At 76.0% G+C, this 24,729-nt stretch carries 23 protein-coding genes and 1 tRNA gene; 21 read left to right on the forward strand and 3 right to left on the reverse strand.

Features of this window, described 5'->3' with window-relative positions:
- Nucleotides 1-122 precede the first annotated feature (122 nt).
- The 14 genes from D459_RS0127805 (at nt 123) to D459_RS0127870 (ending at nt 13,803) form a co-directional block, all read left to right on the forward strand.
- Nucleotides 123-962 (forward strand): CoA transferase subunit A, encoded by an 840-nt coding sequence (locus tag D459_RS0127805; RefSeq protein ID WP_017596269.1) that lies wholly within the window; start codon nt 123-125, stop codon nt 960-962.
- Nucleotides 959-1,762, forward strand: a complete 804-nt coding sequence (locus tag D459_RS0127810; RefSeq protein ID WP_017596270.1) for a CoA-transferase subunit beta — start codon at nt 959-961, stop codon at nt 1,760-1,762. The genes D459_RS0127805 and D459_RS0127810 overlap by 4 nt, the downstream gene beginning before the upstream one ends.
- Entirely contained in the window at nt 1,759-2,937 is a 1,179-nt protein-coding gene (locus D459_RS0127815) for a thiolase family protein (RefSeq protein ID WP_017596271.1), read from the forward strand. The genes D459_RS0127810 and D459_RS0127815 overlap by 4 nt, the downstream gene beginning before the upstream one ends.
- Nucleotides 2,938-2,960: 23 nt before the next feature.
- Nucleotides 2,961-3,725 carry a protocatechuate 3,4-dioxygenase subunit beta gene (gene pcaH, locus D459_RS0127820; protein WP_017596272.1) on the forward strand — a complete coding sequence of 255 codons (765 nt, stop codon included), beginning with the start codon at nt 2,961-2,963 and terminating at the stop codon, nt 3,723-3,725.
- Complete coding sequence (gene pcaG, locus D459_RS0127825) at nt 3,722-4,282, forward strand: protocatechuate 3,4-dioxygenase subunit alpha (RefSeq protein ID WP_017596273.1); 561 nt, start codon at nt 3,722-3,724, stop codon at nt 4,280-4,282. The genes pcaH and pcaG overlap by 4 nt, the downstream gene beginning before the upstream one ends.
- Before the next feature lie 121 nt (nt 4,283-4,403).
- A complete protein-coding gene (locus D459_RS0127830; protein ID WP_017596274.1) occupies nt 4,404-5,744 on the forward strand; it encodes a lyase family protein in 1,341 nt (446 codons plus the stop codon).
- A 387-nt stretch (nt 5,745-6,131) separates the two neighbouring features.
- A complete protein-coding gene (gene pcaD, locus D459_RS0127835) occupies nt 6,132-6,917 on the forward strand; it encodes a 3-oxoadipate enol-lactonase (RefSeq protein ID WP_017596275.1) in 786 nt (261 codons plus the stop codon).
- Between the two features lie 174 nt (nt 6,918-7,091).
- Nucleotides 7,092-7,502, forward strand: a complete 411-nt coding sequence (pcaC, locus tag D459_RS0127840; protein WP_017596276.1) for a 4-carboxymuconolactone decarboxylase — start codon at nt 7,092-7,094, stop codon at nt 7,500-7,502.
- A 43-nt stretch (nt 7,503-7,545) separates the two neighbouring features.
- Nucleotides 7,546-8,727, forward strand: coding sequence for a 4-hydroxybenzoate 3-monooxygenase (locus D459_RS0127845; RefSeq protein WP_017596277.1), 1,182 nt, complete (start codon nt 7,546-7,548; stop codon nt 8,725-8,727).
- A 306-nt stretch (nt 8,728-9,033) separates the two neighbouring features.
- The gene (locus D459_RS33105; protein WP_020380365.1) at nt 9,034-10,077 is read left to right on the forward strand and encodes a TetR/AcrR family transcriptional regulator; all 1,044 of its coding nucleotides are present in this window, start codon (nt 9,034-9,036) and stop codon (nt 10,075-10,077) included.
- Nucleotides 10,074-10,973 carry a BKACE family enzyme gene (locus D459_RS0127855; protein ID WP_017596279.1) on the forward strand — a complete coding sequence of 300 codons (900 nt, stop codon included), beginning with the start codon at nt 10,074-10,076 and terminating at the stop codon, nt 10,971-10,973. Before D459_RS33105 ends, D459_RS0127855 begins: the two co-directional genes overlap by 4 nt.
- 272 nt (nt 10,974-11,245) lie before the next feature.
- Nucleotides 11,246-12,253: a 3-hydroxyacyl-CoA dehydrogenase NAD-binding domain-containing protein gene (locus tag D459_RS0127860; protein ID WP_017596280.1), complete on the forward strand. Its 1,008-nt coding sequence runs from the start codon at nt 11,246-11,248 to the stop codon at nt 12,251-12,253.
- Entirely contained in the window at nt 12,253-12,687 is a 435-nt protein-coding gene (locus D459_RS0127865; protein ID WP_017596281.1) for a thioesterase family protein, read from the forward strand. Before D459_RS0127860 ends, D459_RS0127865 begins: the two co-directional genes overlap by 1 nt.
- A gap of 204 nt (nt 12,688-12,891) precedes the next feature.
- Nucleotides 12,892-13,803, forward strand: coding sequence for an SAM-dependent methyltransferase (locus D459_RS0127870; protein ID WP_017596282.1), 912 nt, complete (start codon nt 12,892-12,894; stop codon nt 13,801-13,803).
- Between the two features lie 96 nt (nt 13,804-13,899).
- Here the strand turns inward: D459_RS0127870 and D459_RS0127875 are convergent, their stop codons facing one another.
- Nucleotides 13,900-14,895: an ABC transporter substrate-binding protein gene (locus tag D459_RS0127875; RefSeq protein WP_017596283.1), complete on the reverse strand. Its 996-nt coding sequence runs from the start codon at nt 14,893-14,895 to the stop codon at nt 13,900-13,902.
- Between the two features lie 159 nt (nt 14,896-15,054).
- Between D459_RS0127875 and D459_RS0127880 the strand changes: the two genes are divergently transcribed.
- From D459_RS0127880 to D459_RS0127890, 3 genes are all read left to right on the forward strand, one after another.
- A complete protein-coding gene (locus tag D459_RS0127880; RefSeq protein ID WP_017596284.1) occupies nt 15,055-16,119 on the forward strand; it encodes a FecCD family ABC transporter permease in 1,065 nt (354 codons plus the stop codon).
- A gap of 172 nt (nt 16,120-16,291) precedes the next feature.
- Entirely contained in the window at nt 16,292-17,392 is a 1,101-nt protein-coding gene (locus tag D459_RS0127885; RefSeq protein WP_017596285.1) for a FecCD family ABC transporter permease, read from the forward strand.
- The gene (locus D459_RS0127890) at nt 17,389-18,225 is read left to right on the forward strand and encodes an ABC transporter ATP-binding protein (RefSeq protein ID WP_017596286.1); all 837 of its coding nucleotides are present in this window, start codon (nt 17,389-17,391) and stop codon (nt 18,223-18,225) included. The genes D459_RS0127885 and D459_RS0127890 overlap by 4 nt, the downstream gene beginning before the upstream one ends.
- A gap of 97 nt (nt 18,226-18,322) precedes the next feature.
- Here D459_RS0127890 and D459_RS0127895 read toward each other — a convergent pair.
- Nucleotides 18,323-18,395 (reverse strand) — tRNA-Asn (locus D459_RS0127895).
- Nucleotides 18,396-18,571: 176 nt separating this feature from the next.
- Here D459_RS0127895 and D459_RS0127900 point away from each other — a divergent pair.
- From D459_RS0127900 to D459_RS0127915, 3 genes are all read left to right on the forward strand, one after another.
- The gene (locus D459_RS0127900; RefSeq protein WP_017596287.1) at nt 18,572-18,883 is read left to right on the forward strand and encodes a hypothetical protein; all 312 of its coding nucleotides are present in this window, start codon (nt 18,572-18,574) and stop codon (nt 18,881-18,883) included.
- A 237-nt stretch (nt 18,884-19,120) separates the two neighbouring features.
- Nucleotides 19,121-19,606, forward strand: a complete 486-nt coding sequence (locus D459_RS0127905; RefSeq protein ID WP_026120819.1) for a hypothetical protein — start codon at nt 19,121-19,123, stop codon at nt 19,604-19,606.
- A gap of 622 nt (nt 19,607-20,228) precedes the next feature.
- The gene (locus D459_RS0127915; protein WP_241485144.1) at nt 20,229-20,681 is read left to right on the forward strand and encodes a hypothetical protein; all 453 of its coding nucleotides are present in this window, start codon (nt 20,229-20,231) and stop codon (nt 20,679-20,681) included.
- 194 nt (nt 20,682-20,875) lie between these two features.
- On the opposite strand, the gene D459_RS0127920 is transcribed toward D459_RS0127915, so the two are convergent.
- Entirely contained in the window at nt 20,876-23,779 is a 2,904-nt protein-coding gene (locus D459_RS0127920) for an FAD-binding and (Fe-S)-binding domain-containing protein (protein ID WP_017596289.1), read from the reverse strand.
- 109 nt (nt 23,780-23,888) lie between these two features.
- On the opposite strand from D459_RS0127920, the gene D459_RS0127925 reads away from it, so the two are divergent.
- The gene (locus tag D459_RS0127925) at nt 23,889-24,416 is read left to right on the forward strand and encodes a pyridoxamine 5'-phosphate oxidase family protein (protein WP_020380366.1); all 528 of its coding nucleotides are present in this window, start codon (nt 23,889-23,891) and stop codon (nt 24,414-24,416) included.
- Nucleotides 24,417-24,729: the final 313 nt, after the last annotated feature.

Raw genomic sequence — 24,729 nt, forward strand, 5'->3', positions numbered from 1 at the left:
GCCGCGGCCCCGGGGCTCCCTTGACCGGATCGTCGGACGGAAGTAACGTCTGCCACATCACGTTCGCAGTAAGAACAATGGTTCGCTATCCGAACACATCGGCCGGACACAGAGGAGGGCGCATGCTCGTGCCGCTCGACGAGGGCGTCCGCGAACTCGTCCGCGACGGGGACACGGTCGCGCTGGAGGGGTTCACCCACCTGATCCCCGTGGAGGCGGGGCACGAGATCATCCGGCAGGGGATCCGCGACCTCACCCTGGTGCGGATGACCCCCGACGTCGTCTACGACCGGATGATCGGCGCGGGGTGCGCGCGCAAACTGGTCTTCTCCTGGGGCGGGAACCCCGGGGTGGGGTCGCTGCACCGGTTCCGCGACGCGGTCGCCGGCGGCTGGCCGGCCCCGCTGGAGATCGAGGAGCACAGCCATGCCGGGATGGCCAACCGCTACGTCGCCGGCGCCTCCGGGCTGCCGTTCGCGGTGCTGCGCGGCTACACCGGCACCGACCTGGTCGGGCGCACCCCCAACGTCAAGGCGATCAGCTGCCCCTTCACCGGCGAGGAGCTGACCGCGGTCCCCGCGCTCAACCCGGACGTGGCGATCGTGCACGCCCAGCGCGCCGACCGGGCCGGGAACGTGCAGATGTGGGGCATCACCGGGGTGCAGAAGGAGGCCGTCCTGGCCTCCTCGCGCGCCCTGGTCACCGTCGAGGAGGTGGTCGACGAGCTGGAGCCGGTCCCCGGCCAGGTGCTGCTCCCCTCCCGGGTGGTCACCGCCGTCTCGGTGGTCCCCGGCGGCGCCCGCCCCTCCTACACGCACGGCTACTACGTCCGCGACAACGACGCCTACCAGGCCTGGGACGCGATCAGCCGGGACCGCGAGCGGTTCGCCGAATGGCTGCGCACCGAGATCCACGGCCTCCCCCCGGCCCGCGAGGGCTCCGCTGCGAAGGAGAGCGCATGACGTCCGCGGCCGCGGAGGCGCCCGCCTGCACCTCCGACGAGATGATGACCGTCACCGCGTCCCGCGCGCTGCGCGACGGCTCCGCCTGCTTCGTCGGGATCGGCCTGCCCAGCACCGCGGCGAACCTGGCGCGCCGCACGCACGCGCCCGGCCTGTGGATGATCTACGAGTCGGGCACCCTGGGCGCCACCCCCTCGGTGCTGCCGCTCTCCATCGGCGACGGCGAGCTCGCCGAGACCGCCGACACCGTGGTCTCGGTCCCCGAGGTGTTCAACTACTGGCTGCAGCCCGGCCGGATCGACACCGGCTTCCTCGGCGCCGCGCAGATCGACCGGTACGGCAACATCAACACCACCGTCATCGGCGACTACGGCGCACCGAAGGTCCGGCTGCCCGGGGCCGGCGGCGCCCCGGAGATCGCCGCGAACTGCCGCGAGGTGGTGGTGATCGTCCGGCAGAGCCGGCGGGCCTTCGTCGAGTCGGTCGACTTCACCACCTCGGTCGGGCACGGCTCCGGCCCCGGCGACCGGGAGCGGCTCGGGCTGCGCGGCGCCGGCCCCACCCGGGTCATCACCGACCTGGGCGTGCTGGAGCCCGACCCCCGCACCCGCGAGCTGACCCTGACCAGCGTGCACCCCGGCACCACCGTGCAGCAGGTCCGCGAGGCCACCGGCTGGGACCTGGCCGTCTCCGCCGACCTGCGCACCACGCCCGCCCCCGACCCGCACGAGCTGGCCGTGCTGCGCTCGCTCACCGGCCGCACGCCCCCCACCCACGACGGAAGGCAGGGAACCCGATGACCGGCGACGCGTACGTCATCGACGCGGTCCGCACCCCCTTCGGCAAGTACGGCGGCGCGCTGTCCGGGACCCGCCCCGACGACCTCGCGGCGCACGTGGTCCGGGCCCTGGTGGACCGCTCCCCCGGCCTCGACCCGGCCGCGATCGACGACGTCTACTTCGGCGACGCCAACGGCGCCGGGGAGGACAACCGCAACGTCGCCCGGATGGCGGCGCTGCTCGCCGGGCTCCCGGTGACGGTGCCCGGCGCGACGCTCAACCGGCTCTGCGGCTCCGGGCTGGAGGCCGCCATCGCGGCCAACCGGGCGGTGGCCGTCGGCGACGCCTCGCTGGTGCTGGCCGGCGGCGTGGAGTCGATGAGCCGCGCCCCGTGGGTGCTGCCCAAGCCCGCCAAGGGCTTCCCCGCCGGCCACGAGACGCTGCACTCCACCACCCTGGGCTGGCGGATGGTCAACCCGCGGATGGACCCCGCCTGGACCGTGTCACTGGGCGAGAGCACCGAGCAGGTCGCCGAGGAGTTCGGCATCGGCCGGGCCGAGCAGGACGCGTTCGCGCTGCGCAGCCACGCCAACGCCGCCGCGGCCTGGGAGAAGGGCGTCTTCGCCGACGAGGTGGTCCAGGTCCCCGGCGCCGAACTGGAGCGGGACGAGAGCATCCGGGAGACCTCCGCGGAAAAGCTCGCCGCCCTCAAGCCGGCGTTCCGCCCCGAGGGCACCATCACCGCCGGCAACGCCTCGCCGCTCAACGACGGCGCCGCCGCCCTGCTGATCGGCGACGGCGACGCGGCCCGGGCGGCCGGGCGCGAGCCGCTGGCCCGGATCGTCTCCCGCGGTGTCGCCGCGGTGGAGCCGCACCGGTTCGGCGTCGGCCCGGTGCAGGCCGCCGAGATCGCGCTGCGCCGGGCCGGCATCGGCTGGGGCGACCTGGCCGCGGTCGAGCTGAACGAGGCCTTCGCCGCCCAGTCCCTGGCCTGCCTGCGCAGCTGGGAGGGGCTGGACCCGGAGATCGTCAACCCCGACGGCGGGGCCATCGCCATCGGCCACCCGCTCGGCGCCTCCGGGGCCCGGGTGCTCGGCACCCTCGCCCACGGGCTGCGCCGGCGCGGCGGCGGCTGGGGACTGGCCGCGATCTGCATCGGCGTGGGCCAGGGCCTGGCCGTCGTACTGCACGCTTGAGACAGCCCGAGCAAGGACCGACCATGAGCGAACCCCTCACCCCGGAGGCGCCCGCGGCGCCCCCGCCCGTCCTCGGCTACCTGCGCGACCGCGAGGTGCACCCGCCGCTGGACTACCCCGGCTACCGGAGCACCGCGCTGCGCCACCCGCGGCGCCGGCTGAAGGTCCTCCCGCACCTGCTCACCGAGGTCACCGGGCCACTGCTGGGCGAGGACCGGATCGGCGAGCTGGACAACGACCTCACCCGCCAGCACGACGGCGAGCCGCAGGGCCAGCGGATCATCGTGCACGGGCAGGTCCGGGACGGCGACGGCGCACCGGTCCCGCACACCCTGATCGAGATCTGGCAGGCCAACGCCGGGGGCCGGTACCGGCACACCGGCGACAACTGGCCCAGCCCGCTGGACCCCAACTTCACCGGGGTGGGCCGGACCCTCACCGACGACCAGGGGCGGTACCGGTTCACCACGATCCGACCCGGCGCCTACCCGTGGCGGAACCACGACAACGCCTGGCGGCCCGCGCACATCCACTTCTCGCTGTTCGGGCGGGCCTTCACCCAGCGGCTGGTCACCCAGATGTACTTCCCGGGCGACCCGCTGTTCTTCCAGGACCCGATGTGGAACTCCATCCCCGACCCGGACGCCCGGGAGCGGCTGGTCGCCCGGTTCGACTACGGGTCGACCGAGGAGGAGTGGGCACTGGCCTACGAGTGGGACATCGTGCTGCGCGGCCGCGAGTCCACGGTCTTCGAGGACGAGATCGCGCTGGAGGATGACGACGAATGACGGCGCCGACCACCCCCTCCCAGACCGTGGGGCCCTACCTGCACATCGGGCTGCCCTGGCCGGACGGCCCGTTCGCCGCGGCCGAGGGCTCCCCCGGCGGCGTGTGGATCCGCGGGGTGCTCACCGACGGCGCGGGCGCGCCGATCGGCGACGGCCTGGTGGAGACCTGGCAGGCCGACCCGGACGGCCGGTTCGACCACCCCGACGACCCGCGCGGCGCGGTGGCCCGGCCGGGCTTCCGCGGGTTCGGCCGCTGCCCGACCGACGCCGAGGGCCGCTTCGCCGTGTACACCCTCAAGCCCGGGCCGGTCCCCTCCCACCTGGGCCTGCAGGCCCCGCACATCGACGTGTCGGTGTTCGCCCGGGGGATGCTGAACCGCACGGTGACCCGGATCTACTTCCCCGACGAGCCGGAGGCCAACGCCGCCGACCCGGTGCTCGGCTCGATCGCCTCGGAGGCCGCGCGCGCCACCCTGGTCGCCGAGCCCGCCGAGGACGGCTACCGGTTCGACATCCGGCTGCAGGGCGAGGGCGAGACGGTGTTCTTCAACATCTGACCGCCTTCCCCGGTGGTCTCGGCGCCGCCGCCCCGTCAGCGCGGCTCGGCAGGGCCGCGGCGCCGAGACCACCGCCGGGGGCGGGCGGGAACCAGCAGCAGCGAGGAGGAGCGAGAGCGGCATGAGCGGCCTGTTCTCAGGGATGTTCGGCCGCGGCCCGGCGGCCGCCGAGACCGGCGGCGAGGCGTGGCTGCGCGCCATGCTCGACGCCGAGGCCGCACTGGCCCGGGCGCTGGCGCGCACCGGGCTGGCCGCGCCGGAGCACGCCGAGGCGATCACCGCCGCCTGCCGGGACCGCCGGTTCGACGCCGAGGAGCTGGGCCGCGCCGCGGCCGCCTCGGCCAACCCGGTGGTTCCGCTGGTCAAAGCGGTGACCGCGGCGGTCGGCGGGGACGCGGCCCGGCACGTGCACCAGGGCGCCACCAGCCAGGACATCATGGACACCGCGGCGATGCTGGTGGCCCGCCGGGCCGGCGCGGCGGCCGCCGCCGAGGCCCGCGCGGCCGCCGACGGGCTGGCCGAACTGGCCGAGCGGCACCGCGGCTCGGTGATGGCCGGGCGGACCCTGCTGCAACAGGCGCTGCCCACCACCTTCGGCCTGGTCGCCGCGGGCTGGATGGCCGCCCTGGACGACGCCGCGGCGGCGGTGCTCGCCGAGACCGGCGAGCGGGCCAGGGCCCAGTTCGGCGGGGCCGCGGGCACCCTGGCCTCGCTCGGCGACCGCGGCCCCGCGGTCGCCGCCGCCTTCGCCGACGAGCTCGGCCTGGCCCGGCCGCTGCCGCCGTGGCACACCGACCGCGGGCCGGTGGTCTCCGCCGCGGGCGCGCTGGCCCGGCTGAGCGGCGCGGCGGGCAAGGCCGCGGGCGACATCGCGCTGCTCGCCCAGACCGAGGTGGCCGAGGTGGCGGAGGCCGGCGGCGCGGGTGTGGGCGGGTCGTCCACCATGCCGCACAAGCGCAACCCGGTGGCGGCCGTCTCCGCCGTCGCCTGCGCCGAGCAGGCCCCGGGGCTGGCCGCGACGCTGCTCGCCGCGCAGATCCACCAGCCGCACCAGCGCGCGGCGGGCGCCTGGCAGGCCGAGTGGGAGCCGCTGGACCGGCTGCTGCGCAGCACCGGTTCGGCGGTGTCCTGGCTCGCCGAGTCGGTGCGCCGGCTCCGCCCGGACCCGGAGCGGATGCGCCGCAACCTGGAGCTGACCGGCGGATTCCCGCTGGCCGAGCGGGTCGCCACCGACCTGGCGCCGCAGCTGGGCCGGCTGCCCGCGCACGAGCTGGTGCAGCGGGCGTGCGCCGAGGCCGCCGCCGGCGACGGCGACCTGGCCGCGGCGCTCACCGCGCACCTGGACGGCCTGCGCACGGGAGAGGAGATCGCCGCCCTCCTCGACCCGGCCGACTACCTGGGGGCGGCCTCCGCCCTCATCGACGCCGCCCTGGACCGGCACCGGACGATCGGCCCCCGGTGAACCCCGGTCCCCGCGCCCGCGCGTCCCCGCCCCGTCGCGGAGGCGCGTCCCCGCGCGCCCGCACCCCGGGCGGCGGGTCGGCCTCCCCTCTCCCCGCCCCGGACCGGGTCGGCGCACCCGCTCTTCGCGGCAGAGGGCGGAGCGCACCCGTATCCCGCCGCGACCGGGGACGGAGCACCCCCGCCTCCGCCGCAGAACCGGGCCCGCGCGTCCGGCGCCGGGCGGCGGACAGGCCCTCCCCTCCCTCGCCCCGGGCCGGGTCGGCGCACCCGCACCCCGGCGCGACCGGAGACGGAGCGCCCCGCCCCGGAGCGGGGCCGGGCCGGTTCCGAAGCGCCTCTGGCATCCTGCGGAGCACGCCTCCCCCGAGCATCCGGAAGGAATCCGATGACCACCGAGATCGACCCGGTCGACGTGCACGCGGTCGTGGACGGACCGGCGGGCGCGCCCACCGTCGTGCTGGCCGGGTCGCTGGGCAGCACCCTGGAGATGTGGGAGCCGCAGGTCGGCCCGCTGCTGGCCGCCGGGCTGCGGGTGGTCCGCTACGACCACCGCGGGCACGGCGGCTCCCCGGTGCCGCCCGGCCCCTACCGGATCGCCGACCTGGGCGCCGACCTGATCCGGCTGCTCGACCGGATCGGCGCCGAGCGGGCCTCGGTCGCCGGGCTGTCGCTGGGCGGGATGGTCGGCATGTGGGCGGCCGCGGTGCACCCGGAGCGGATCGACCGGCTGGCGCTGCTGTGCACCTCGGCGCTGCTCGGGCCGCCCGAGGGGTGGACGTCGCGGGCCGAGGCGGTGCGCGCCCGGGGCGCCGGGGCGGTCGCAGAGGCGGTGGTGGACCGCTGGTTCACCCCCGCCTACGCGGAGCGGAACCCGGAGACCGCGGCGCGGATGCGCGCCATGGTCGCCGCCGCCCCCGCCGAGGGGTACGCCGGCTGCTGCGAGGCGATCGCCGCCATGGACCTCCGCCCGGAGCTGCCCGGGATCGGCGCGCCGACCCTGGTCCTGTCCGGCGGGGAGGACCCGGCCACCCCGGCGGAGCACGCGCGCACCATCGCCGGCCTGGTCCCCGGCGCCCGGCTGCAGGTGCTGGACGGCGGGGCGCACCTGGCCTCCTGGGAGTGCGCCGACCAGGTGAACCCGCTGCTGACCGAGCACCTGACCCGGCGCTGAACAGGGCGTCCCCGCCGCCTCCCCTCCCCCGATGGTCTTGACGTCGCGGCCCTGTCGACGCGCGTTCATAGGGCGGCAACGCCAAGATCATCGCCCCGGGCCGGGCGGCCGGAACCCTGATCCCGGCTTCCCCGCCCGCCCCTCTCCGACCACCCGACCGCTGATGGAGGACCGATGACCGCCGACCGACCGCACGCCCCCGACTCCGCCGACCGGGACCGCCACGAGGCGGGCATGAAGGTCCGCCGGGAGGTGCTCGGCGACGCCCACGTCGACCGGGCGACCGCGGCCGCCACCGACTTCACCGCCCCCTTCCAGGACTTCATCACCCGCTACGCCTGGGGCGAGATCTGGACCGGCGGCACCCTGGACCGGCGCACCCGCAGCTGCATGGTGCTGACCGCGATGGTGGCCCAGGGCCACTGGGACGAGCTGGCCATGCACGTCCGCGCGGCCAAGCGCAACGGCCTGTCCGACGCGGAGATCCGCGAGGTGTTCCTCCAGGCCGCGGTCTACTGCGGCGTGCCCGCGGCGAACAAGGCGTTCGCCGTCGCCCGCGGCGTCCTCGCCGAAGAGACCGACTGACCCCCGCCCACCCCTCCCCTGCCCCACGAGACCGAGGCTTCCCATGCGCACCACCGTCGGCATCATCGGCGCCGGCCCGGCCGGCCTGTTCCTCTCCCACCTGCTGCACCTGCGCGGCATCGACTCCGTCGTGCTGGAGCGGCGCGACCGCGGCCACTGCGAGGGCCGGCAGCGCGCCGGGGTCGTCGAGCACGGGCCCGCGGCCGCGCTGCGCGCCGCGGGCGTCGGCGACCGGCTGGACCGCGAGGGGTTCGTGCACGAGGGGATCGAGCTGCGCTTCGGCGGGCGCGGGCACCGCATCGACTTCCGCGAGCTCACCGGCCGCGACGTGGTGCTCTACGCCCAGACCGAGATCGTCAAGGACCTCATCGCCCGGCGGCTGGCGGACGGCGGCGACCTGCGCTTCGAGGCGGAGGCGGCCGCGATCGAGGACATCGCGGAGGAGGGCGGCGCCCGGCCGCGGATCCGGTACACCCGGGGCGGCCGCGAGGAGGTGCTGGAGTGCGAGCACGTGGTGGCCTGCGACGGGTTCCACGGCATCGGGCGCGCCGCGCTGCCCGCGGACCGGGTGCGCACCTTCGCCAAGACCTACCCGTTCAGCTGGCTGGGCATCCTGGCCGACGCCGCGCCCGCCTGCGACGAGCTGGTCTACGCCCGGCACGACCGCGGTTTCGCGCTGTACAGCATGCGCTCGGACAAGGTCAGCCGGCTCTACCTGCAGGTGCCCAACGGGACCGACCCGGCGGACTGGACGCACGAGCGGATCTGGGCGGAGCTGGACGCCCGGCTGGCCCTGGACGGCGCGGACGCGCGCCCCAACCGCGGCCCGATCACCGACGTGGGCGTCACCCCGATGCGCAGCTTCGTCACCGAGCCGATGCAGCACGGCCGGCTGCTGCTGGCCGGCGACGCCGCGCACATCGTCCCGCCGACCGGGGCCAAGGGCCTGAACCTGGCACTGCACGACGTCATCCTGCTCGCCGAGGCGCTGCACTCCTGGCACGGCGGCGACCGGAGCCTCCTGGACGGCTACTCCGAGACGGCGCTGCGCCGGGTGTGGCGGGCCGAGCACTTCTCCTACTGGATGACGACGCTGCTCCACCCCGACCCGGAGGCCTCCCCGTTCGAGGCCCGGCTGCAGCTCTCGCACCTGGAGCACATCGCCGCGTCCCGGGCGGCGGCCGGCTCGCTCGCCGAGAACTACACCGGCATCCCCGGGCTGTGACCCGCGGCCGGCGGGCCCGGCCTCCGGGCCCGGTCCGCCGCCGCACGGCCGCCCCCGCGGTCGACGCCGGGAAGCGCCCCCGCCCCGCCGGACGCCCCGCGGGCGCGGGGGCGCTCCCGTTCGTTCCCCTCGGTACGGGGTACCTCCAGGGCCGGGTGCGCTTCGAACCGCCCCGAACCGTCCTGATTCTTCAGTCAGCAAGGGCGCAACGGATCCATTGAATCTCCTGTTCAGCGGAGATATCGGTGCTTTCAGTGCGGGCCCGTCGTTGCGATTATCGCCATCCAGCTGATACGGTCGCCGACCGTGAGCGAGACGAGCGACCCCCTGGAGGGCCTGCATGCGCGGGTCCGCGACGTGATCCGCCGCTCCGGGCGCCCGCAGCGGGAGTTCGCCGCCGCGATCGACCTGGAGCCCTCCAAGCTGTCCAAGTCCCTCAACGGCACCCGGCGCTTCTCCGCCGAGGAGCTGGTCCGGGTCGCCGACACCGCGGGCGTCACGGTCAACTGGCTGATCAACGGCTCCGAGGACGGGCGCTCCAGCGCCGTCTCGGCCGACCCCGGCAGCGCGGTGCCCTCCGGGCCGCCGCCGGACGCCGCCGAGGACCGCCGGGCCGCCCGCGAGCACGGCCGGCGCCGGCAGATCACCGACGCCGCCTGGCGACTGATCGCCGAGCGCGGCTACCACTCGGTGCGCATCGCCGACATCGCCGAGGCCTGCGGCACCTCCAGCGCCACCATCCACTACCACTTCCCCACCCTGCGCGACCTGCTCGACGAGACCCTGCGCTCCTCGGTCAAGCAGGCCTTCGACCGCCAGGTCGCCGCGCTGCACGGGATCGCCGACGCCCGGGAGCGGCTGTACCGGCTGATCGACCTGCAGCTGCCCGCCCCGGGCCACCTGACCCTGGAGTGGTCGATCTGGCTGCAGGTGTGGACCGAGAGCATGCTCCACCCGGAGCTGCGCGACCTGCACGCCGCCTCCTACCAGCGCTGGCACGACACCATCGCGCGGACGCTGCGGGACGGCGCCGCCGCCGGGGTGTTCCGCGCGGACCTGGACGCCGAGTCGACGACCGTCCGGCTGACCGCCCTCATCGACGGCCTGGGCATCCAGGTGCTCACCGGCCGCCCCGGGCGGACCGCGGAGCGGATGCGCGCCGTGCTGACCGACTACGTCGCCACCTGGATCGAGGCCCCCGGCGCGGCCGGGGACCGGACCGGCCCGGATCCGGCCGCCGAGCGGGCCGCAGAGGACCGGGCCGGAACCGAGCAGACCGAGCAGACCGAACCGCGCACCGGCCCGCCCGCCGGTGCCGCGGCCGACCCGAGGAACGGGGAGAAGCCGTGAACGAGACCATGAACACCGAGGTCATCCTGACCGCCGCGCTCACCGGCGCCGGGGACACCGTGGGCCGCAGCCCGCACGTCCCGGTGACGCCGGCGCAGATCGCCGCCTCGGCGGTGGAGGCCGCCGAGGCCGGCGCGAGCGCGGTGCACATCCACGTCCGCGACCCGGAGACCGGCGCCCCCTCCCGGGACAACGCGCTCTACCGGGAGGTCGTGGAGCGGATCAAGGAGACCGGCACCGACATCGTCATCAACCTCACCGCCGGGATGGGCGGCGACCTGGAGATCGGGACCGACGACCCGTTCGCCTTCGGCGCCGGCACCGACCTGGTCGGCGGGCTGGACCGGCTGCCGCACGTGGAGGAGCTGCTGCCGGACATCTGCACCCTGGACTGCGGCAGCCTCAACTTCGGCGACGGCAGCAGCGTCTACATCTCCACCCCGGACATGCTGCGCGCCGGCGCCAAGCGCATCCAGGAGCTGGGCGTCCGCCCGGAGCTGGAGATCTTCGACACCGGCCACCTGTGGTTCGCCAAGCAGATGTACGCCGAGGGCCTGATCGACGACCCGAGCATGTTCCAGCTGTGCACCGGCATCCCCTACGGCGCGCCGGCCGACCCCGGGGTGCTGCAGTCCATGGTCCGGCTGCTGCCGCCCGGCGCCGAGTGGGCCAGCTTCGCCATCGGCCGGATGCAGATGCCCTGGGTGGCGCAGTCGGTGCTGCTCGGCGGGCACGCCCGGGTCGGGCTGGAGGACAACCTCTACCTGAGCCGCGGGGTCAAGGCCACCAACGGCCAGCTGGTGGAGAAGGCCCGCGGCATCATCGAGGCGCTCGGCGCCCGGGTGGTCACCCCCGACGAGACCCGGGCCAAGCTCAAGCTGCGCAGCGCCCGCTAGCCCGCCGGCGGAGAACCTCCCCTCCCGGGGGTTCCGGCGCTCCCCGCCCCGGCCGTCCTCGGGGCGGGGAGCGCCGGGACCCCCGGGCCCCGGGGAGAGGCCCCGCCCGCGCCCCGCCCCTGGGAGGGAGCGGTTCCCGAGGGCGCCCCGACGGCCCCGCCGGGGCGCGGCGCCGCACTGCCCGGCCCCGGCCGCCGCCCTCCCCGTCCTTCCCCCCGCTCTTCACCCCCCGCACCTCTCCGCCCCCGCGCACTAGTGAAGGAACCATTCGCATGCCCGAACAGAGCAGCCCCGCGGCCCGGACCGCCCCCAGCGACGTGCGCACCGTGGCGTGCATCGGCGCGGGCGTCATCGGCGGCGGCTGGGTCGCCCACTTCCTGGCCCGCGGCTACGACGTGGTCGCCTGGGACCCGGCCCCCGACGCCGAGGAGCGGCTGCGCGCCCTGGTGGACGCGGCCTGGCCCGCGCTGGAGCGGCTCGGCCTCGCCGAGGGCGCCTCGACCGACCGGCTGCGCGTCGCCGCCACGCTCGCCGAGGCGGTGGCCGGCGCCGACTTCGTCCAGGAGAGCGCCCCGGAGCGACTGGACCTCAAGCGCGACCTGCTCGCCGAGATCGACGAGGCCGCCCCCGCCGGGGTCGTGGTGGGCTCCTCCACCTCCGGCTACTCGATGACCGACATGCAGGTGAAGGCGGCCCGCCCGGAGCGGCTGGTGGTCGGCCACCCGTTCAACCCGCCCTACCTGGTGCCGCTGGTGGAGGTGGTGGGCGGCGAGTCCACCGGGGACTGGGCGGTCTCCTGGGCCGCGGAGTTCTACCGGGCCGCCGGCAAGGAGGTCATCGAGATGGACCGGGAGCTGCCCGGCTTCATCGGCAACCGGATCCAGGAGGCCGCCTGGCGCGAGGCGCTGCACATGGTGGCCAACGGCGAGGCCACGGTCGAGCAGATCGACCGCTCGATGACCGCGGGCATGGGGCTGCGCTGGGCCTTCTTCGGCCCCTGCCTCACCTTCCACCTGGCCGGCGGCGAGGGCGGCATGGCGCACATGCTCGACCATTTCGGTCCGTCCCTGAAGTCGCCCTGGACGCGGCTGGAAGCCCCCGAGCTGACCCGGGAGCTGCGCGACGCGATGGTCGCGGGCACCGACGAGGTGGTGGCCGGCCGGTCCACCGCGGAGCTGATCGAGCAGCGCGACCGCCGGATGATCGCGGTGATGCGGGCGCTGGCCGAGGTCGAGGCCGAAGAGGCGGCGCAGGCCGCGCGCGAAGGCGGGCGGGGCTGATGGCCGAGGTGTTCCGGCAGCGGGTGCTGCCCGAGTGGATCGACTACAACGGCCACCTCAGCGAGGCCTACTACGTGCTGGTCTTCGGTTTCGCCACGGACGCGCTGATGGAGCGGGTCGGCCTGGGCGCCGGCTACCGGGAGGCCACCGGCAACTCGCTCTACACCGTGGAGGCGCACGTGCGCTACCTGCGCGAGGTGCCGCCCGGCGCCGAGCTGGAGGTGTCCACCGTGGTGGTGGAGGCCGGCGCCAAGAAGGTGCGGCTCTGCCACGAGATGCGGCTGGACGGGATCGTGCGCGCCACCGAGGAGGTCATGGCGCTCCACGTCGACCAGGAGCAGGGGCGCAGCACGCCGTTCCCGGCCGAGGTCGCCGAGCGGCTCGCCGGGCTGGCCGGGCCGGCCCCGGACTACGCCGGCCGGGGGATCGGCTGACGGCCCCTCCGGCAGTGCCGTCCGCCCCGGGACCGGGACCGGTTCCGGGGCGGACTCTTATCATGGAAAAAGAATTCTGTGAATAGGGATTCGGTCCCGACTTTTTGCGAACAGGATCACGACGGCGGTTACCAAGTCCCCTTGTTAGGAATACACTCCGAGGCGTAACCGCACCCCCCAGTCGCGAAGCGGAGCAGGACGCCGATGGCCGGACTCGACCCACCGGAATTCCTGAAGAGGACCGGTCAGAAGTACCGCGAGCCGCCCGAGATCGACATGTCCCGCCCCTCCATCGCACGGGTCTACTCCTATTACCTGGGCGGCAAGGACCATTTCGAGGTCGACCGGGACATGGCCAACTACGCCGAGGGGGTCGTCCCCGGCGTCACCGACCTGGCCCTGGGCAACCGGGCGTTCGTCCAGCGGGCCACCCGCTACCTCACCGCCGAGGCCGGGCTGGAGCAGTTCGTGGACATCGGCTCCGGGCTGCCCTCCGACGGCAACGTGCACGAGATCGTCCGCAAGACCCTGCAGGAGCGGGGCCGCAGCGCCGGCGCCCCGCGCGAGGCCCGGGTCGTCTACGTGGACAGCGACCCGATGGTGCTGGCGCACGGGCGCGCCCTGCTCGCCGACGACCGGAGCGTCACCGTGGTCCGGGCCGACCTGACCGAACCGGACGACGTGCTGGCCCGGGCGGCCGCGACCGGCCTGATCGACATCGAGCGGCCGGTCGGGCTGATCCTCGGCGGGATCCTGCACCACCTGCAGGACGGCGAGGACCCGGCGGGCTGCACCCGGCGCCTGCTGGACGCGCTGGCCCCCGGGAGCCACGTCGCCGTCAGCCACTTCTGCCTCCCCGACGCCTCCCGGGCGCCGCGGAGCGCGGAGCGCGCCGCGGCGCTGGAGCGGGCCTTCCTGGAGCGGCTGGGCACCGGCCGGTGGCGCACCGAGGCGGAGATCGCCCGCTACTTCCACGACTGGACCCTGGTCCCGCCCGGCCTGGTCCCGCTCAACGACTGGCGCCCCCAGGCCAGGGACGGCCTGAGGGCGGGGGGGTACAGCATGCCGGTGCGCAACCGGGCGATCATCGTCGGCGGGGTCGCGCGCAAGCCCTGACGGCGTTGATCCCGGCGCCGCGGGAGGTCGGAGCGCTCTGCTCCCGCGGTGCCGGGATCGACGGTGACGCCCGGGCGCCCCCGGGCACGGGAGGCGTCAGACGCCGAAGGCCTCGGCCATCTCGTCCAGCACCGCGTTCGCGCCCTGCAGGCTGACCGAGCTCACCCACACGTTGTCGTCGACCTCGTGCTTCTCCCCCTCCAGCTGGTCCCAGAGCGGGTTCCCGGTGAACTCCTTCGCCTTGTCGGCCGAGTCGCCGGTGCCGTCGTCCCAGGTGGAGACGTAGATGTGGTCGGCGTCCAGGTCGAGGATCTCCTCCGGGCCGAGCGGCACCATGATGTCGCCCTCGGGCGGCTTCGGCGCGTCCTCGGGCACGGGCAGCCCCACGTCGGACTGGATGATGCCGGGGAAGGACTCGGCCCCGTACAGCCGGACCGTGGGCTCCCCGGCGAAGCGGGCCAGCGTCATGGTGGGGGCCTCGCCGCCGTTGGCCTCGGCGATGTCCTCGCCGAGCTCGGCGGCGCGCTGCTCGTACTCCTCGATCTGCTGCTCGGCGAGGTCGGCCTTGCCCACCGCCTCGCCCACCATGAGGTGGTTCTCCTTCCAGGTCGCCCCGGTGGTCTCGGAGAACACCGTCGGCGCGATCTTGGAGAGCTGGTCGTAGACGTCCTCGTGGCGGACCTTGGCGGAGAGGATCAGGTCCGGCTGGAGCTCGGCGATCTCGGCCAGGTCGGGCGCCTCCAGGCTGCCCACCACCTCGGCGTCGCCGGCGTAGGTCTCCCCCTCCTCGCCCAGGTAGTCGCGGAGGCCGCCGCCGTCGGAGTAGTCGGTGCGGCCGATCACGTCCATCTCCAGCGCGATCGCGGAGTCGAGGTAGCTGGTGTCCAGCACCACCACGGTGGACGGCTCGGACTCGATGACCGTCTCGCCCATGGCGTGCTCGACCGTCATCGGGTAGCCGGCGCCGGCCGACTCGCCGGCCGGCTCCTCTTCGCCGCCCCCGCCGCAGGCGGCGGTCAGCAGCAGGGCGCCCGCCGCGGTGACCGCCCCGATCAGGGACGTCGCGGACCTGCGGACTGGAGTGGGGGACATCGCCGACCTCTTAATGGTTTAGGTTTGTCTTGCCTAAGCGGGCGCTCGCCCACGATCAGGCAGTATGCGGATGAACGCGGCATTTGTCCAGTACGGTGACCTGGGCCTCTCCGCCGCCCGCACGCCCCCGCCCGCCCCGCCCAGAGGAGTCCGCCTCCCGTGACACCGACCGCCCCGGCCGCACCGGGCGCGCCCCCGCTCGGCGGCGCGCCCGCCTTCGGCGCCGCCGCCCGCTCCCGCCGCCTGGCCGGCCTGGCGGTGCTGCTCGTCCTGCTCGCGCTCTGCACCGCCGCGAGCGTGCTGATCGGCGGCCGCGCCCTGTCCCCGGCCGAGGTCTGGCAGGCGCTGCTCGCCCCGGACGGCGGCGAGGCCGACGCCATCGTCTGGGCGCTCCGGCTGCCCCGCACCGGCCTGGGCATCGCCGTCGGCGCCGCGCTGGGCGCGGCCGGGGTGCTGATGCAGAGCCACACCCGCAACCCGATCGCCGACCCGTCCCTGCTCGGCGTCGCGTACGGGGCCGCGCTCGGCGTGGTGCTGGGCGTCTTCCTGTTCGGCATGACCGACCTCACCTCCTACATCTGGCTCGCCATCGCCGGCGCGGTGATCGCCGCCGCGGTGGTGTTCGCGGTCGCCTCCGGCGGCTCCGGCGGCCCGACCCCGGTCACCCTGGTGCTGGCCGGGGCCGCGATGTCCGCCCTGCTCGCCGGGGTGACCTCGGCGATCGTCCTGCTCGACCAGGCCAGCCTGGAGGTGTACCGGTTCTGGCGGATCGGCGCGCTGGGCGGCCGGCCGGTGGAGGTGCTCTGGCAGGTGCTGCCGTTCATCGCCGCCGGGCTGGTGCTGGCCGCGGCCAACGCCCCGGGGCTGAACGCGCTCGCCCTCGGCGACGACGTGGCCACCGCCCTGGGCCGGCGGGTGCGCCGGGTCCGCGCCCTCGGCGTCACCGGCATCGCCCTGCTCACCGGGGCCGCGGTGGCCGCCGCCGGGCCGATCGGCTTCGTCGGGCTGGCCGCACCGCACCTGGCCCGCGCGCTCGCCGGGCACGACCACCGGTGGACCGTGCCCTACGCCGCGCTCTCCGGCGCCTGCCTCATCCTGGTGGCCGACGTCATCGGGCGGGTGGTCCGCGGCACCGGCGAGGTGGAGGTCGGCATCGTGCTGGCCGTGCTCGGCGGCCCGTTCTTCATCGCGCTGATCCGCCGAGGCCGGCAGGTCGCCGCCTGATGCCCCCGCCGAACCGCAGGACCGAGCGCGGACCGGGGCCCGCGCCGTTCGCGGCCGGGCGCGGCCGCGGAGGCCGCCCCGCAGGGCGCGGAGCACCGGCCGGCGGCACGCCCGCCCTCGCCTCCTCCCCCTCCCCCGCCCGCCCGACCGAACCCGGAGGACCGACCGCCCCATGACGCCCCGCTCCGCCGCCGCAGAGAGCGGCGACTACGCCCCGCCCGGCCGCAGGGTGCTGCGGCTCGGCCCCGCCTCGTGGGCCTGGCGGCCGCGCGCGGCCGCGGTGTCCGTGCTGGCCGCGGCGGTACTGCTGGCGCTGTTCGCCCGCGCCCTGGTCGCCTTCGACGACTACCCGATGGGGATCGCCGAGGTGGTCCGGGTGCTGCTCGGCGGGGGCGACGACGGGCAGCGCTTCATCGTGTTCGAGCTGCGCATGCCGCGTGCCCTGACCGGCGCGCTGGTCGGCGCGGCGCTCGGGCTCTCCGGCGCGCTGCTCCAGGGCATCGCGCGCAACCCGCTGGCCAGCCCGGACACCCTGGGCATCGGCTGGGGCGCCTCGGTGGGGGCGGTCGCGGTGATCGTGGTCGGCGGCAGCGCCGGCGGGGTCAGCGGGGCCGCCGCGCAGTTCGGCGTCCCGGCGGGCGCGGTGGCCGGCGGCCTGGCCGCCGCGTTCGCCGTCTTCGCCCTGGCCTGGCGGGCCGGGGTGCAGAGCGGCCGGCTGCTGCTCATCGGCATCGCCGTCTCCCTGGTCTGCTCCAACCTGGTCTACTGGGCGATGACCTGGAGCGACGTCCAGGACGCCGCCCGCGCGCAGACCTGGGTCACCGGCAGCCTGCACGCCGCCGACTGGGAGCGGGTCGGCGCCGCCGCGGTCGCGCTGGCGGTGCTGCTGCCGACCGCGCTGATCGCGGCGCGCACCGTGGGCGCGCTCGGGCTGGGCGACGACACCGCCCTGGGCCTCGGGGTGCGGGTGGACCGCGTCCGCGCCGGCCTGCTGTTCTGCGCCGCCCTGCTGGTCTGCGCGGCCACCGCGGCGGCCGGGCCGATCAACTTCGTCGCGCTGGCCGCGCCGCAGATCGCGCTCCGGATGTGCCGCTCCCCCGAGCCCCCGGTGCTGGCCTCGGCGCTGCTCGGCGGGGCGCTCACCCTCGGCGCCGACCAGCTGGCCGCCGGGCTGTTCCCGATCCAGCTTCCGGTGGGCGTCTTCACCGCGGTGCTCGGCGCCCCGTTCCTCATGTACCTCATCATCGTCCGGCACCGGGAGGCCCGCCTGTGACGTCCGCCGATCCCTCCACCCCGGCTCCGGCCGAGGGCGCCCGGCTCCGCGCCGAGCGGGCCACCCTCGGCTACGGCGACGCGGTCATCGCGCGCGACCTCGACTTCGCCCTCGCCGACGGCGCGGTGACCGCCGTCATCGGGCCCAACGGCTGCGGCAAGTCCACCCTGCTGCGCGCGCTCGGCCGACTGCTGCGGCCGAGCTCCGGGCAGGTGCTCCTGGACGGCCGGCCGGTCGGCTCGCTGCCCCCGCGCGAGGTGGCGCAGACCGTCGCGGTGCTCCCCCAGGCGCCGCAGGCCCCGCCCGGGCTGACAGTGGCCGACCTGGTGTCGCGCGGCCGCCACCCGCACCAGAGCTGGTACCGCCGCTGGTCCGCCGAGGACGCCGCGGCCATCGCCGACGCGCTGCGGATGACCGGCATGCTGGAGCTGGCCGAGCGCCCGCTGGAGCGGCTCTCCGGCGGCCAGCGGCAGCGCGCCTGGATCTCCATGGCGCTGGCGCAGGGCACCGACCTGCTGCTGCTCGACGAGCCCACCACCTACCTCGACCTGGCCCACCAGGTCGAGGTGCTGGAGCTGGTCCGCGAACTCAACACCGAGCACGGCCGCACCGTGCTGATGGTGCTGCACGACCTCAACCTCGCGGCGCGCTACAGCGACCTGATGGTCGCGATGCGCGCCGGGGAGATCCGCGCCTGCGGCCCGCCGGCCGAGGTGCTCACCCCCGAACTGGTCGCCGGCGTCTTCGGGCTGGACTCCCGGATCGTCCCCGACCCGGTCACCGGCGGCCCACTGGTCGTCCCGGTCGGCGTCCTCTCCCCCGACCGGACGTGACCCCCGGCCCCGGCCGGGCCCGCTCCCCGCGGCGCCCGGCCGGAAATGCACGCAAAACGAAAGGCCCTCCCGTTTCGAGAGGGCCTTTCGCCTACTGCTCCCGCGATTGGACTCGAACCAATAACCTGCCGGTTAACAGCCGGCTGCTCTGCCGATTGAGCTACGCGGGATGGTGTTCCCTGCCGCTTCGGGGGGCGTCCCCCTCGGCGACAGGTATTACTCTAGCGCACCCCGGAGCGTGCTCGTGACACCTTTTCGGGAGGCACCGGGCGCCCGCCTCACCGTCGGCGCACCGCCCGGCGGGTAACGTCGGACACGACAGCGGTACCGACGCCAAGGGGGACGCATGCGCTATCGGATCACCTTCATCGCCGGCCTGGCGATCGGCTACGTCCTCGGGGCCAAGGCCGGCCGGGGCCGCTACGAGCAGATCGCGGGCACCGCCCGGAAGATCGTGCGCAACCCCGCGGTGCAGGACGCGGCGAACGCCGTCGGCTCCCAGGTGGCCGGCGCGGGCCGGGCGGTCTACGGCAAGGTGGAGGAGCGGCTCCCGGTCACCTCGGTCAAGGACTTCCTCGCCCGCCCCACCCAGGAGGAGAGCGAGCACCTGGACCAGGAGGGCGCGGCGGCCGTCCCGCCCCAGGACTCCCGGATCTAGCCCCGGCCGCCCTGCGCCGCCCGCCCGCTCGGTGGGCGGCCGGCGCCGAGCGAGCGGGGCGCGGCCGAACCGCTCGGCCCCGCCGCCGGCCCGGGGACGGCGGCGTCCCGCCTCTTCCGGAGCGCCCGGCCGGGCCGGCGGGCCCGGCGGTCGGCGCCGCCGGGGCGGACCCGGTCCCCGGCCGCAGGCGGAGGCCCGGCCCTCCTCCGGTCCGCTTCGGGGTTCTAGAGTGGCTCCATGAGCCGTTTCCGCCGTACCTCCCTTCCCCCAGAGGTCCGATCCGGCCTGCGGCTGGAACGGGGGGAGCGGGTACTCGCCCACGCCGCCGGGGACGGCGGCGTGCTCGTCGCCACGACCGGCGCGCTGCACCTGCCCGGCGGGCACCGGGTGCCCTGGGAGCGGATCGACCGCGCCCGCTGGGACGACGAGGGGCTCCGGTTCACCGAAGAGGGCTCCGGGGAGCACGTCTTCCCGGTGGCCGAGCCGGGGCGCCTGCCCGAGGTGGTCCACGAGCGGGTCACCTCGACCATCGTGGCCGGCCGGCACGTGCCGCTGCCCGGGGCCGGCGGCGCCGGGTTCCGGCTGGTGGCCCGGCGGCCCCCGGGCGGATCCCGGATCGACTGGCGGATCCACCTGGACGAGGGCGTCGACCCCGGCGATCCCCGGGTCCGCGCCGAGGCCGAGCGCGCACTGGCCCTGATCCGCGAGCAGACCGGGATCTGACCGCGGCGCATGAGACCTCCCGCCCCGCCGATCCCGTTCGGCCCGCGGCCGAAGCCGGACGATTCGCTGTTTTCCACCGCCCCTGGGGACAATCCGTGTTCAAGTACCTCTACCGTGGTGACCGAGCCGGTCCTTGTCCGCACTCCCGCCGGCAGTGGACCCCGCGGCCGTACGGCCCCTGAGAGAATCTCGGCCTGTGGGCGCTGACGACCGGCACCGCAGGCCACGAAGCGTCGACGACAGGAGAACCATGGGGTCCCCTAACCCGCCTGTTCCTCCCCCCGGCCCCTCCGACCCCTACCGCGGCGCCCCCACCGGGGGCTCCGCACCCGGCCCGGGGGCGCCCGGCGCTCAGGGAGCGCCCGGCACCCCGCCGCCCGGCGGACCCCCCGTGCCCGGGGCGCCGGGCCCGGCTGGCATGCCGCCGAACCGGCCCACCCCTCCGGGCGGCCTCGGTGGTCCCGCGGGCGGCCCGGCGGGCCCCGGTGCCCCGAGCGGTCCCGGCGGCCCGGTCGGCCCCGGCGGTCCGAAGCAGCCCTGGCCCCCGTCCGGGGCGCCGTCCCCCTCCCCGTCCTCCTCAGGCTCCGGCGGCAAGCGGCCCACCGGCCTGATCATCACGCTCGTGGTGGTGCTCGTCCTCGCCCTCGGCGGGGCCGGCGCCTCGGTCTGGCTCTACCTGGGCAAGACCAGCGCCGAAGAGTCGCTCGCGGCCTCCGAGGACGACGCCGCGGGCCTCCGCGAGCAGCTCGGCATCACCGAGGACGAGCAGGCCGCCCAGGAGCAGGAGGCCCAGGACGCCTACGAGTCCGCCGACCTGCCCGGCCTGCTCAACGAGGTGGAGACCCTCAGCGACGACCTGGACGGCTCGATGAAGGACTTCGCCGAGGCCTCCACCGACGAGGGCGCCAGCGTGGAGCAGATCGAGACGCTCTTCGCCGACATGTACGACTGCATGGGCGCCCGCGAGGAGTACAACATGAGCGCCGCCGAGCACTCCGCGCTGCTCAGCGACGACCTCCCGGAGTACCTCTCGGAGAGCGAGTACCCCTGCGGCCGCGACTTCTGGGGCGTGTGACCCGCCCCCGCGATCGGTCCGACGGAAGGGGCTCCTGCGTTCAGGGGCCCCTTCCCTGTTCTCCCCCCTTCTCCCCCGCCCGGCGCCGAGCGGCCCGCCGGCCGCGGCCCCGCCCCGGCCCGCGACTACGGTTCCGCGAAGCGCACCGGACCACCGCGCGGCAGCCCGGGGCGGGGTCCCCCGGAGGGCGGCGGTCAGTTCCGGGGGCGCGGGCCGGGCGGCAGGCCGGCGGCGAGGGCCTCGGCCAGGTGGACGGCGGTGCGGCCGGTCTCCTGGACGATCTGGGTGCGGCAGCTGAAGCCGTCCGCGATCACCAGGTCGCCGGGGCCGGCCGCGCGCACCGCCGGGAGCAGCACCCGCTCGCCGATCGCCCGGGACACCTCGTAGTGCCCGTCCTCGAAGCCGAAGTTCCCGGCCAGGCCGCAGCAGCCCGAGTCCGGCAGGTCCACCTCGATCCCGGCCCGCTCCATCAGCTCCCGGTCGGCGTCGAAGCCGAGCACCGCGTGCTGGTGGCAGTGGACCTGCCCGACCGCGCGGGCCCGCACCCGGGGCGGCTCCCAGTCCGGGGCGTGCTCGCGGAGGAAGCCGGCCAGGGTGTGCACCGCGGCGGCGGTGCGCTCGCTCTCCTCCCCCGGCACCAGCTCCACCAGGTCCGACTTGAGCGCCGCGGTGCAGCTCGGCTCCGCGCCCACCACCGGCAGCCCGGCCGCGGTCAGCGGCGCCAGCGCGCGCAGGGCACGCCGCGCCACCGCGCGCGCCACCCCCAGCTGGCCGGTGGAGACCCAGGTCAGGCCGCAGCAGACCGGCCCCTTGGGCAGCACCACCCGGAACCCGGCGTCCTCCAGCACCCGCACCGCCGAGACCAGCACCCCCGGCTGCATCCAGTCGCCGAAGGTGTCCGGCCACAGCACCACCTCCCCCCGGTGGCCGGGGGCCGGCGGGTGCCGCCGGAACCAGCGCCGGAACGTGGTCCGGGAGAACTCCGGCAGCGACCGCTCCGCGGCGATCCCGGCGAGCCGCTTGACCGCGCCGGCCACCGGCGCCGCCCGCCCGATCCGGTTCACCTCCGCCGGGGCCAGGCCGGCCAGCCGCGCCCACACCGGCAGCCACCCCATCGAGTAGTGCGAGGCCGGGCGCACCCGCCCCTTGTAGTGGTGGTGCAGGAACTCCGCCTTGTAGGCCGCCATGTCCACGTCGACCGGGCAGTCGCTGAGGCAGCCCTTGCAGGACAGGCAGAGGTCGAGGCCGTCGCGGACCTCCTCGGAGCGCCACCCGTCGGTGATCACCTCTCCGTTGAGCATCTCGAACAGCAGCCGGGCCCGCCCCCGGGTGGAGTGCTTCTCCTCCCCGGTGGCCATGTAGCTGGGGCACATCACGCCGGGGCCGGAGTGCCGGCGGCACTTGCCCACGCCCGAGCAGCGGCGCAGCGCCTTGGCGAAGTCGCCGCGGTCCGCGCCGTGCGCGAGCACGGTCAGCGGGGGCCGCCCGGAGGCGGCGACGCGCAGGTCTGCGTCGAGCGGCCGGGGGTGCACCACCGCGCCCGGGTTCATCAGCCCGCGCGGGTCCCACACCGCCTTGAACGCCTCGAACGCCCGGATCAGCTCCGGCCGGTACATCCGGGGCAGCAGCTCCGAGCGGGCCTGGCCGTCGCCGTGCTCGCCGGAGACCGACCCGCCGTGCTCGGCCACCAGGTCGGCGGCGTCCTCCAGGAACGCGCGGTACCCGCGCCGCCCCTCGGCCGTGCCCAGCTCGAAGTCGATCCGCACGTGCAGGCAGCCCTCGCCGAAGTGGCCGTAGGCCACGCCGTCCCGGCCGTGCCGGTCCAGCAGCCGGTCGAAGCCGCGCAGGTAGGAGCCGAGCCGCTCGGGCGGGACCGCGGCGTCCTCCCAGCCCGACCAGGCCTCCCGGCCGTCCGCGGTGCGCGAGGTCAGCCCGGCGCCCTCCTCCCGGATCCGCCACAGCGCCCGGGTGTGCGCCGGGTCGGTGACCACGGCCGAACCGGTCGGCCGGGCCCCGGCGGACAGCGCGCGCACCATCGCCTCGCCCGCGGCCGCCGCGCCGGCCGGGTCCTCCCCGGCCACCTCCACCATCAGCCAGGCCCGCCCGTCGGGGAGGGACACCCCGGAGCGGGCCCCGGGCCGGTCCAGCCCGGCCACCAGGCGCTCGTTGAGCCCCTCCACGGTGAGCGGGCCGTGCTCCAGCAGCTCGGGCACGGCGTCGGCGGCGGCCGGGGCGTCGGGGTAGCCGAGTACCACCAGCGCCCGCGCCGGCGGCACCGGGACCAGCCGCACGGTGGCGCCGAGCACCGTCACGCAGCCGCCCTCGGTCCCGGTGAGCGCCCGGGCGACGTGCCCGCCGTGCTCCGGCAGCAGCCGGTCCAGCCCGTAGCCGGAGACCCGGCGGGAGAGCCGCGGCATGCCGGTGCGCAGGTCGCCCATTGACGCGTCGACCAGGTCGCGCAGGGCCGCGTAGACCCGCCCCCGGCGGCCGGGGCGGGCCGCCTCCCGGTCGAACTCCTCCCGCGAGGTGCGGCCCACCGTCATCCGGGTGCCGTCGTGCAGCAGCACGTCCAGCTCCTCGACGTTGTCCGCGGTGGTCCCCCAGGCCACCGAGTGCGAGCCGCAGGCGTTGTTGCCGATCATGCCGCCGAGCGTGCAGCGGCTGTGCGTGGAGGGGTCGGGGCCGAAGGTCAGGCCGTGCGGGGCGGCCGCGGCGCGCAGCGCGTCCAGCACCACGCCGGGCTGCACCCGGGCGGTGCGCGCGCCGGGGTCGACCTCCTCGACCGCGGTGAGATACCGGGAGGCGTCGAGGACCAGGCCGGGGCCGATGGAGTTGCCGGCGATGCTGGTGCCGCCCCCGCGCGGGGTGAGCGGCACCCCGTAGGCGTCGCAGGCGGCGACGGCGGCGATCACGTCGTCGACGGTGCGCGGGAGGACCACGCCCAGCGGGACGTGCCGGTAGTTGGAGGCGTCGGCGGTGTACAGGGCTCGTGCTCCGGCATCGAAGGCGACCTCGCCGGAGACCTCGGCGCGCAGCGCACGCTCGAAGCCCGCGGTGTCGATGTCGCCGAGTGCCGCTGGGGTTCGCGGATCGGCCATGCCCACCAGCGTGGCGCGCCGCCACCGGAGTGACAACCGCGCCCCGCGGTCCGGGCGGCGGCGATCCGACCTGACAGGGGGTGGCAGGAATCCGCCGCAGACTGGCGGCATGGAGCAGAGCAGCAGTGTTTCGACCACGGACGCCGGGACCGTGCGGGAGGCGCGCACCTGGGAGGAGTTCGCCGCGGAGGCGCCGGAGCTCGCCGAGCGGATCCGGCGGAGGTTCGCCCGGACGCCGCACCACGTGCTGGCGACCCTGCGCCGGGACGGGGCGCCCCGGGTCAGCGGCACCGAGGTGGCCTTCCGCGGGCCCGACCTGGCCCTCGGTTCGATGCCCGGCGCGGTCAAGGCACGCGACCTGCAGCGGGACGGCCGCTTCGCGATGCACGCCAACCCCGGCGAGGTGGCGGCCGGCGAGCCGATGGAGGAGGGCGACGCGAAGGTCTCCGGGGTGGCGGTGGAGGTCACCGACCCCGGGGAGGTGGAGCGCCACCGGGACCCGGGTCAACCCGCGGGCCCCTTCCACCTGTTCCGGCTGCTGCTCACCGACGCGGTCCTCACCTCTGTGGAGGGCGACCGCCTGGTGATCCGGCACTGGCGCCCGGGCGCCGGCGTCACCGAGACCCGCCGGACCTGACCGCCCGCCCCGATGATCTCGACGCTGCGGTCCTGTCAGAGCGGGTGGTTTCCAGTGCCCGTTGCCACACCGCCCACCACAGAGGAGAGGAAGGGGCCGGCCGGTCGGTCGGGCGCGGCGCCCCACAGGGTGACGGCTCAAACCGGCGGCGACGGCGCAGGAAGGGGCGGGGCCGGGCGTCCCAGCCGGACGCGGCGCCCCACGGGGCGAGGGTTCAAGCGGGCGGCGAAGGCGGGAGTGGGGACCAGCCGGTCGGTCGGGCGCGGCGCCCCGCAGAGCGAAGGTCCGAACCGGCGGCGACGGCAGAGGCAGG

Origin of the sequence: Nocardiopsis potens DSM 45234, assembly GCF_000341105.1 — a bacterium.
GTDB classification, from domain to species: domain Bacteria; phylum Actinomycetota; class Actinomycetes; order Streptosporangiales; family Streptosporangiaceae; genus Nocardiopsis_A; species Nocardiopsis_A potens.

Excerpts from the sequence above, each read along its gene's own strand:
- pcaG (WP_017596273.1), top strand. The coding sequence starts at position 3,722 with ATGACGGCGCCGACCACCCCCTCCCAGACCGTGGGGCCCTACCTGCAC.
- pcaC (WP_017596276.1), top strand. The coding sequence starts at position 7,092 with ATGACCGCCGACCGACCGCACGCCCCCGACTCCGCCGACCGGGACCGC.
- D459_RS0127865 (WP_017596281.1), top strand. The coding sequence starts at position 12,253 with ATGGCCGAGGTGTTCCGGCAGCGGGTGCTGCCCGAGTGGATCGACTAC.
- D459_RS0127905 (WP_026120819.1), top strand. The coding sequence starts at position 19,121 with ATGAGCCGTTTCCGCCGTACCTCCCTTCCCCCAGAGGTCCGATCCGGC.
- D459_RS0127815 (WP_017596271.1), top strand. The coding sequence starts at position 1,759 with ATGACCGGCGACGCGTACGTCATCGACGCGGTCCGCACCCCCTTCGGC.
- D459_RS0127810 (WP_017596270.1), top strand. The coding sequence starts at position 959 with ATGACGTCCGCGGCCGCGGAGGCGCCCGCCTGCACCTCCGACGAGATG.
- D459_RS0127860 (WP_017596280.1), top strand. The coding sequence starts at position 11,246 with ATGCCCGAACAGAGCAGCCCCGCGGCCCGGACCGCCCCCAGCGACGTG.
- D459_RS0127925 (WP_020380366.1), top strand. The coding sequence starts at position 23,889 with ATGGAGCAGAGCAGCAGTGTTTCGACCACGGACGCCGGGACCGTGCGG.
- D459_RS0127920 (WP_017596289.1), bottom strand. The coding sequence starts at position 23,779 with ATGGCCGATCCGCGAACCCCAGCGGCACTCGGCGACATCGACACCGCG.
- D459_RS0127900 (WP_017596287.1), top strand. The coding sequence starts at position 18,572 with ATGCGCTATCGGATCACCTTCATCGCCGGCCTGGCGATCGGCTACGTC.
- D459_RS0127875 (WP_017596283.1), bottom strand. The coding sequence starts at position 14,895 with ATGTCCCCCACTCCAGTCCGCAGGTCCGCGACGTCCCTGATCGGGGCG.
- D459_RS0127845 (WP_017596277.1), top strand. The coding sequence starts at position 7,546 with ATGCGCACCACCGTCGGCATCATCGGCGCCGGCCCGGCCGGCCTGTTC.
- pcaH (WP_017596272.1), top strand. The coding sequence starts at position 2,961 with ATGAGCGAACCCCTCACCCCGGAGGCGCCCGCGGCGCCCCCGCCCGTC.
- D459_RS0127870 (WP_017596282.1), top strand. The coding sequence starts at position 12,892 with ATGGCCGGACTCGACCCACCGGAATTCCTGAAGAGGACCGGTCAGAAG.
- D459_RS0127830 (WP_017596274.1), top strand. The coding sequence starts at position 4,404 with ATGAGCGGCCTGTTCTCAGGGATGTTCGGCCGCGGCCCGGCGGCCGCC.
- D459_RS0127885 (WP_017596285.1), top strand. The coding sequence starts at position 16,292 with ATGACGCCCCGCTCCGCCGCCGCAGAGAGCGGCGACTACGCCCCGCCC.
- D459_RS0127805 (WP_017596269.1), top strand. The coding sequence starts at position 123 with ATGCTCGTGCCGCTCGACGAGGGCGTCCGCGAACTCGTCCGCGACGGG.
- pcaD (WP_017596275.1), top strand. The coding sequence starts at position 6,132 with ATGACCACCGAGATCGACCCGGTCGACGTGCACGCGGTCGTGGACGGA.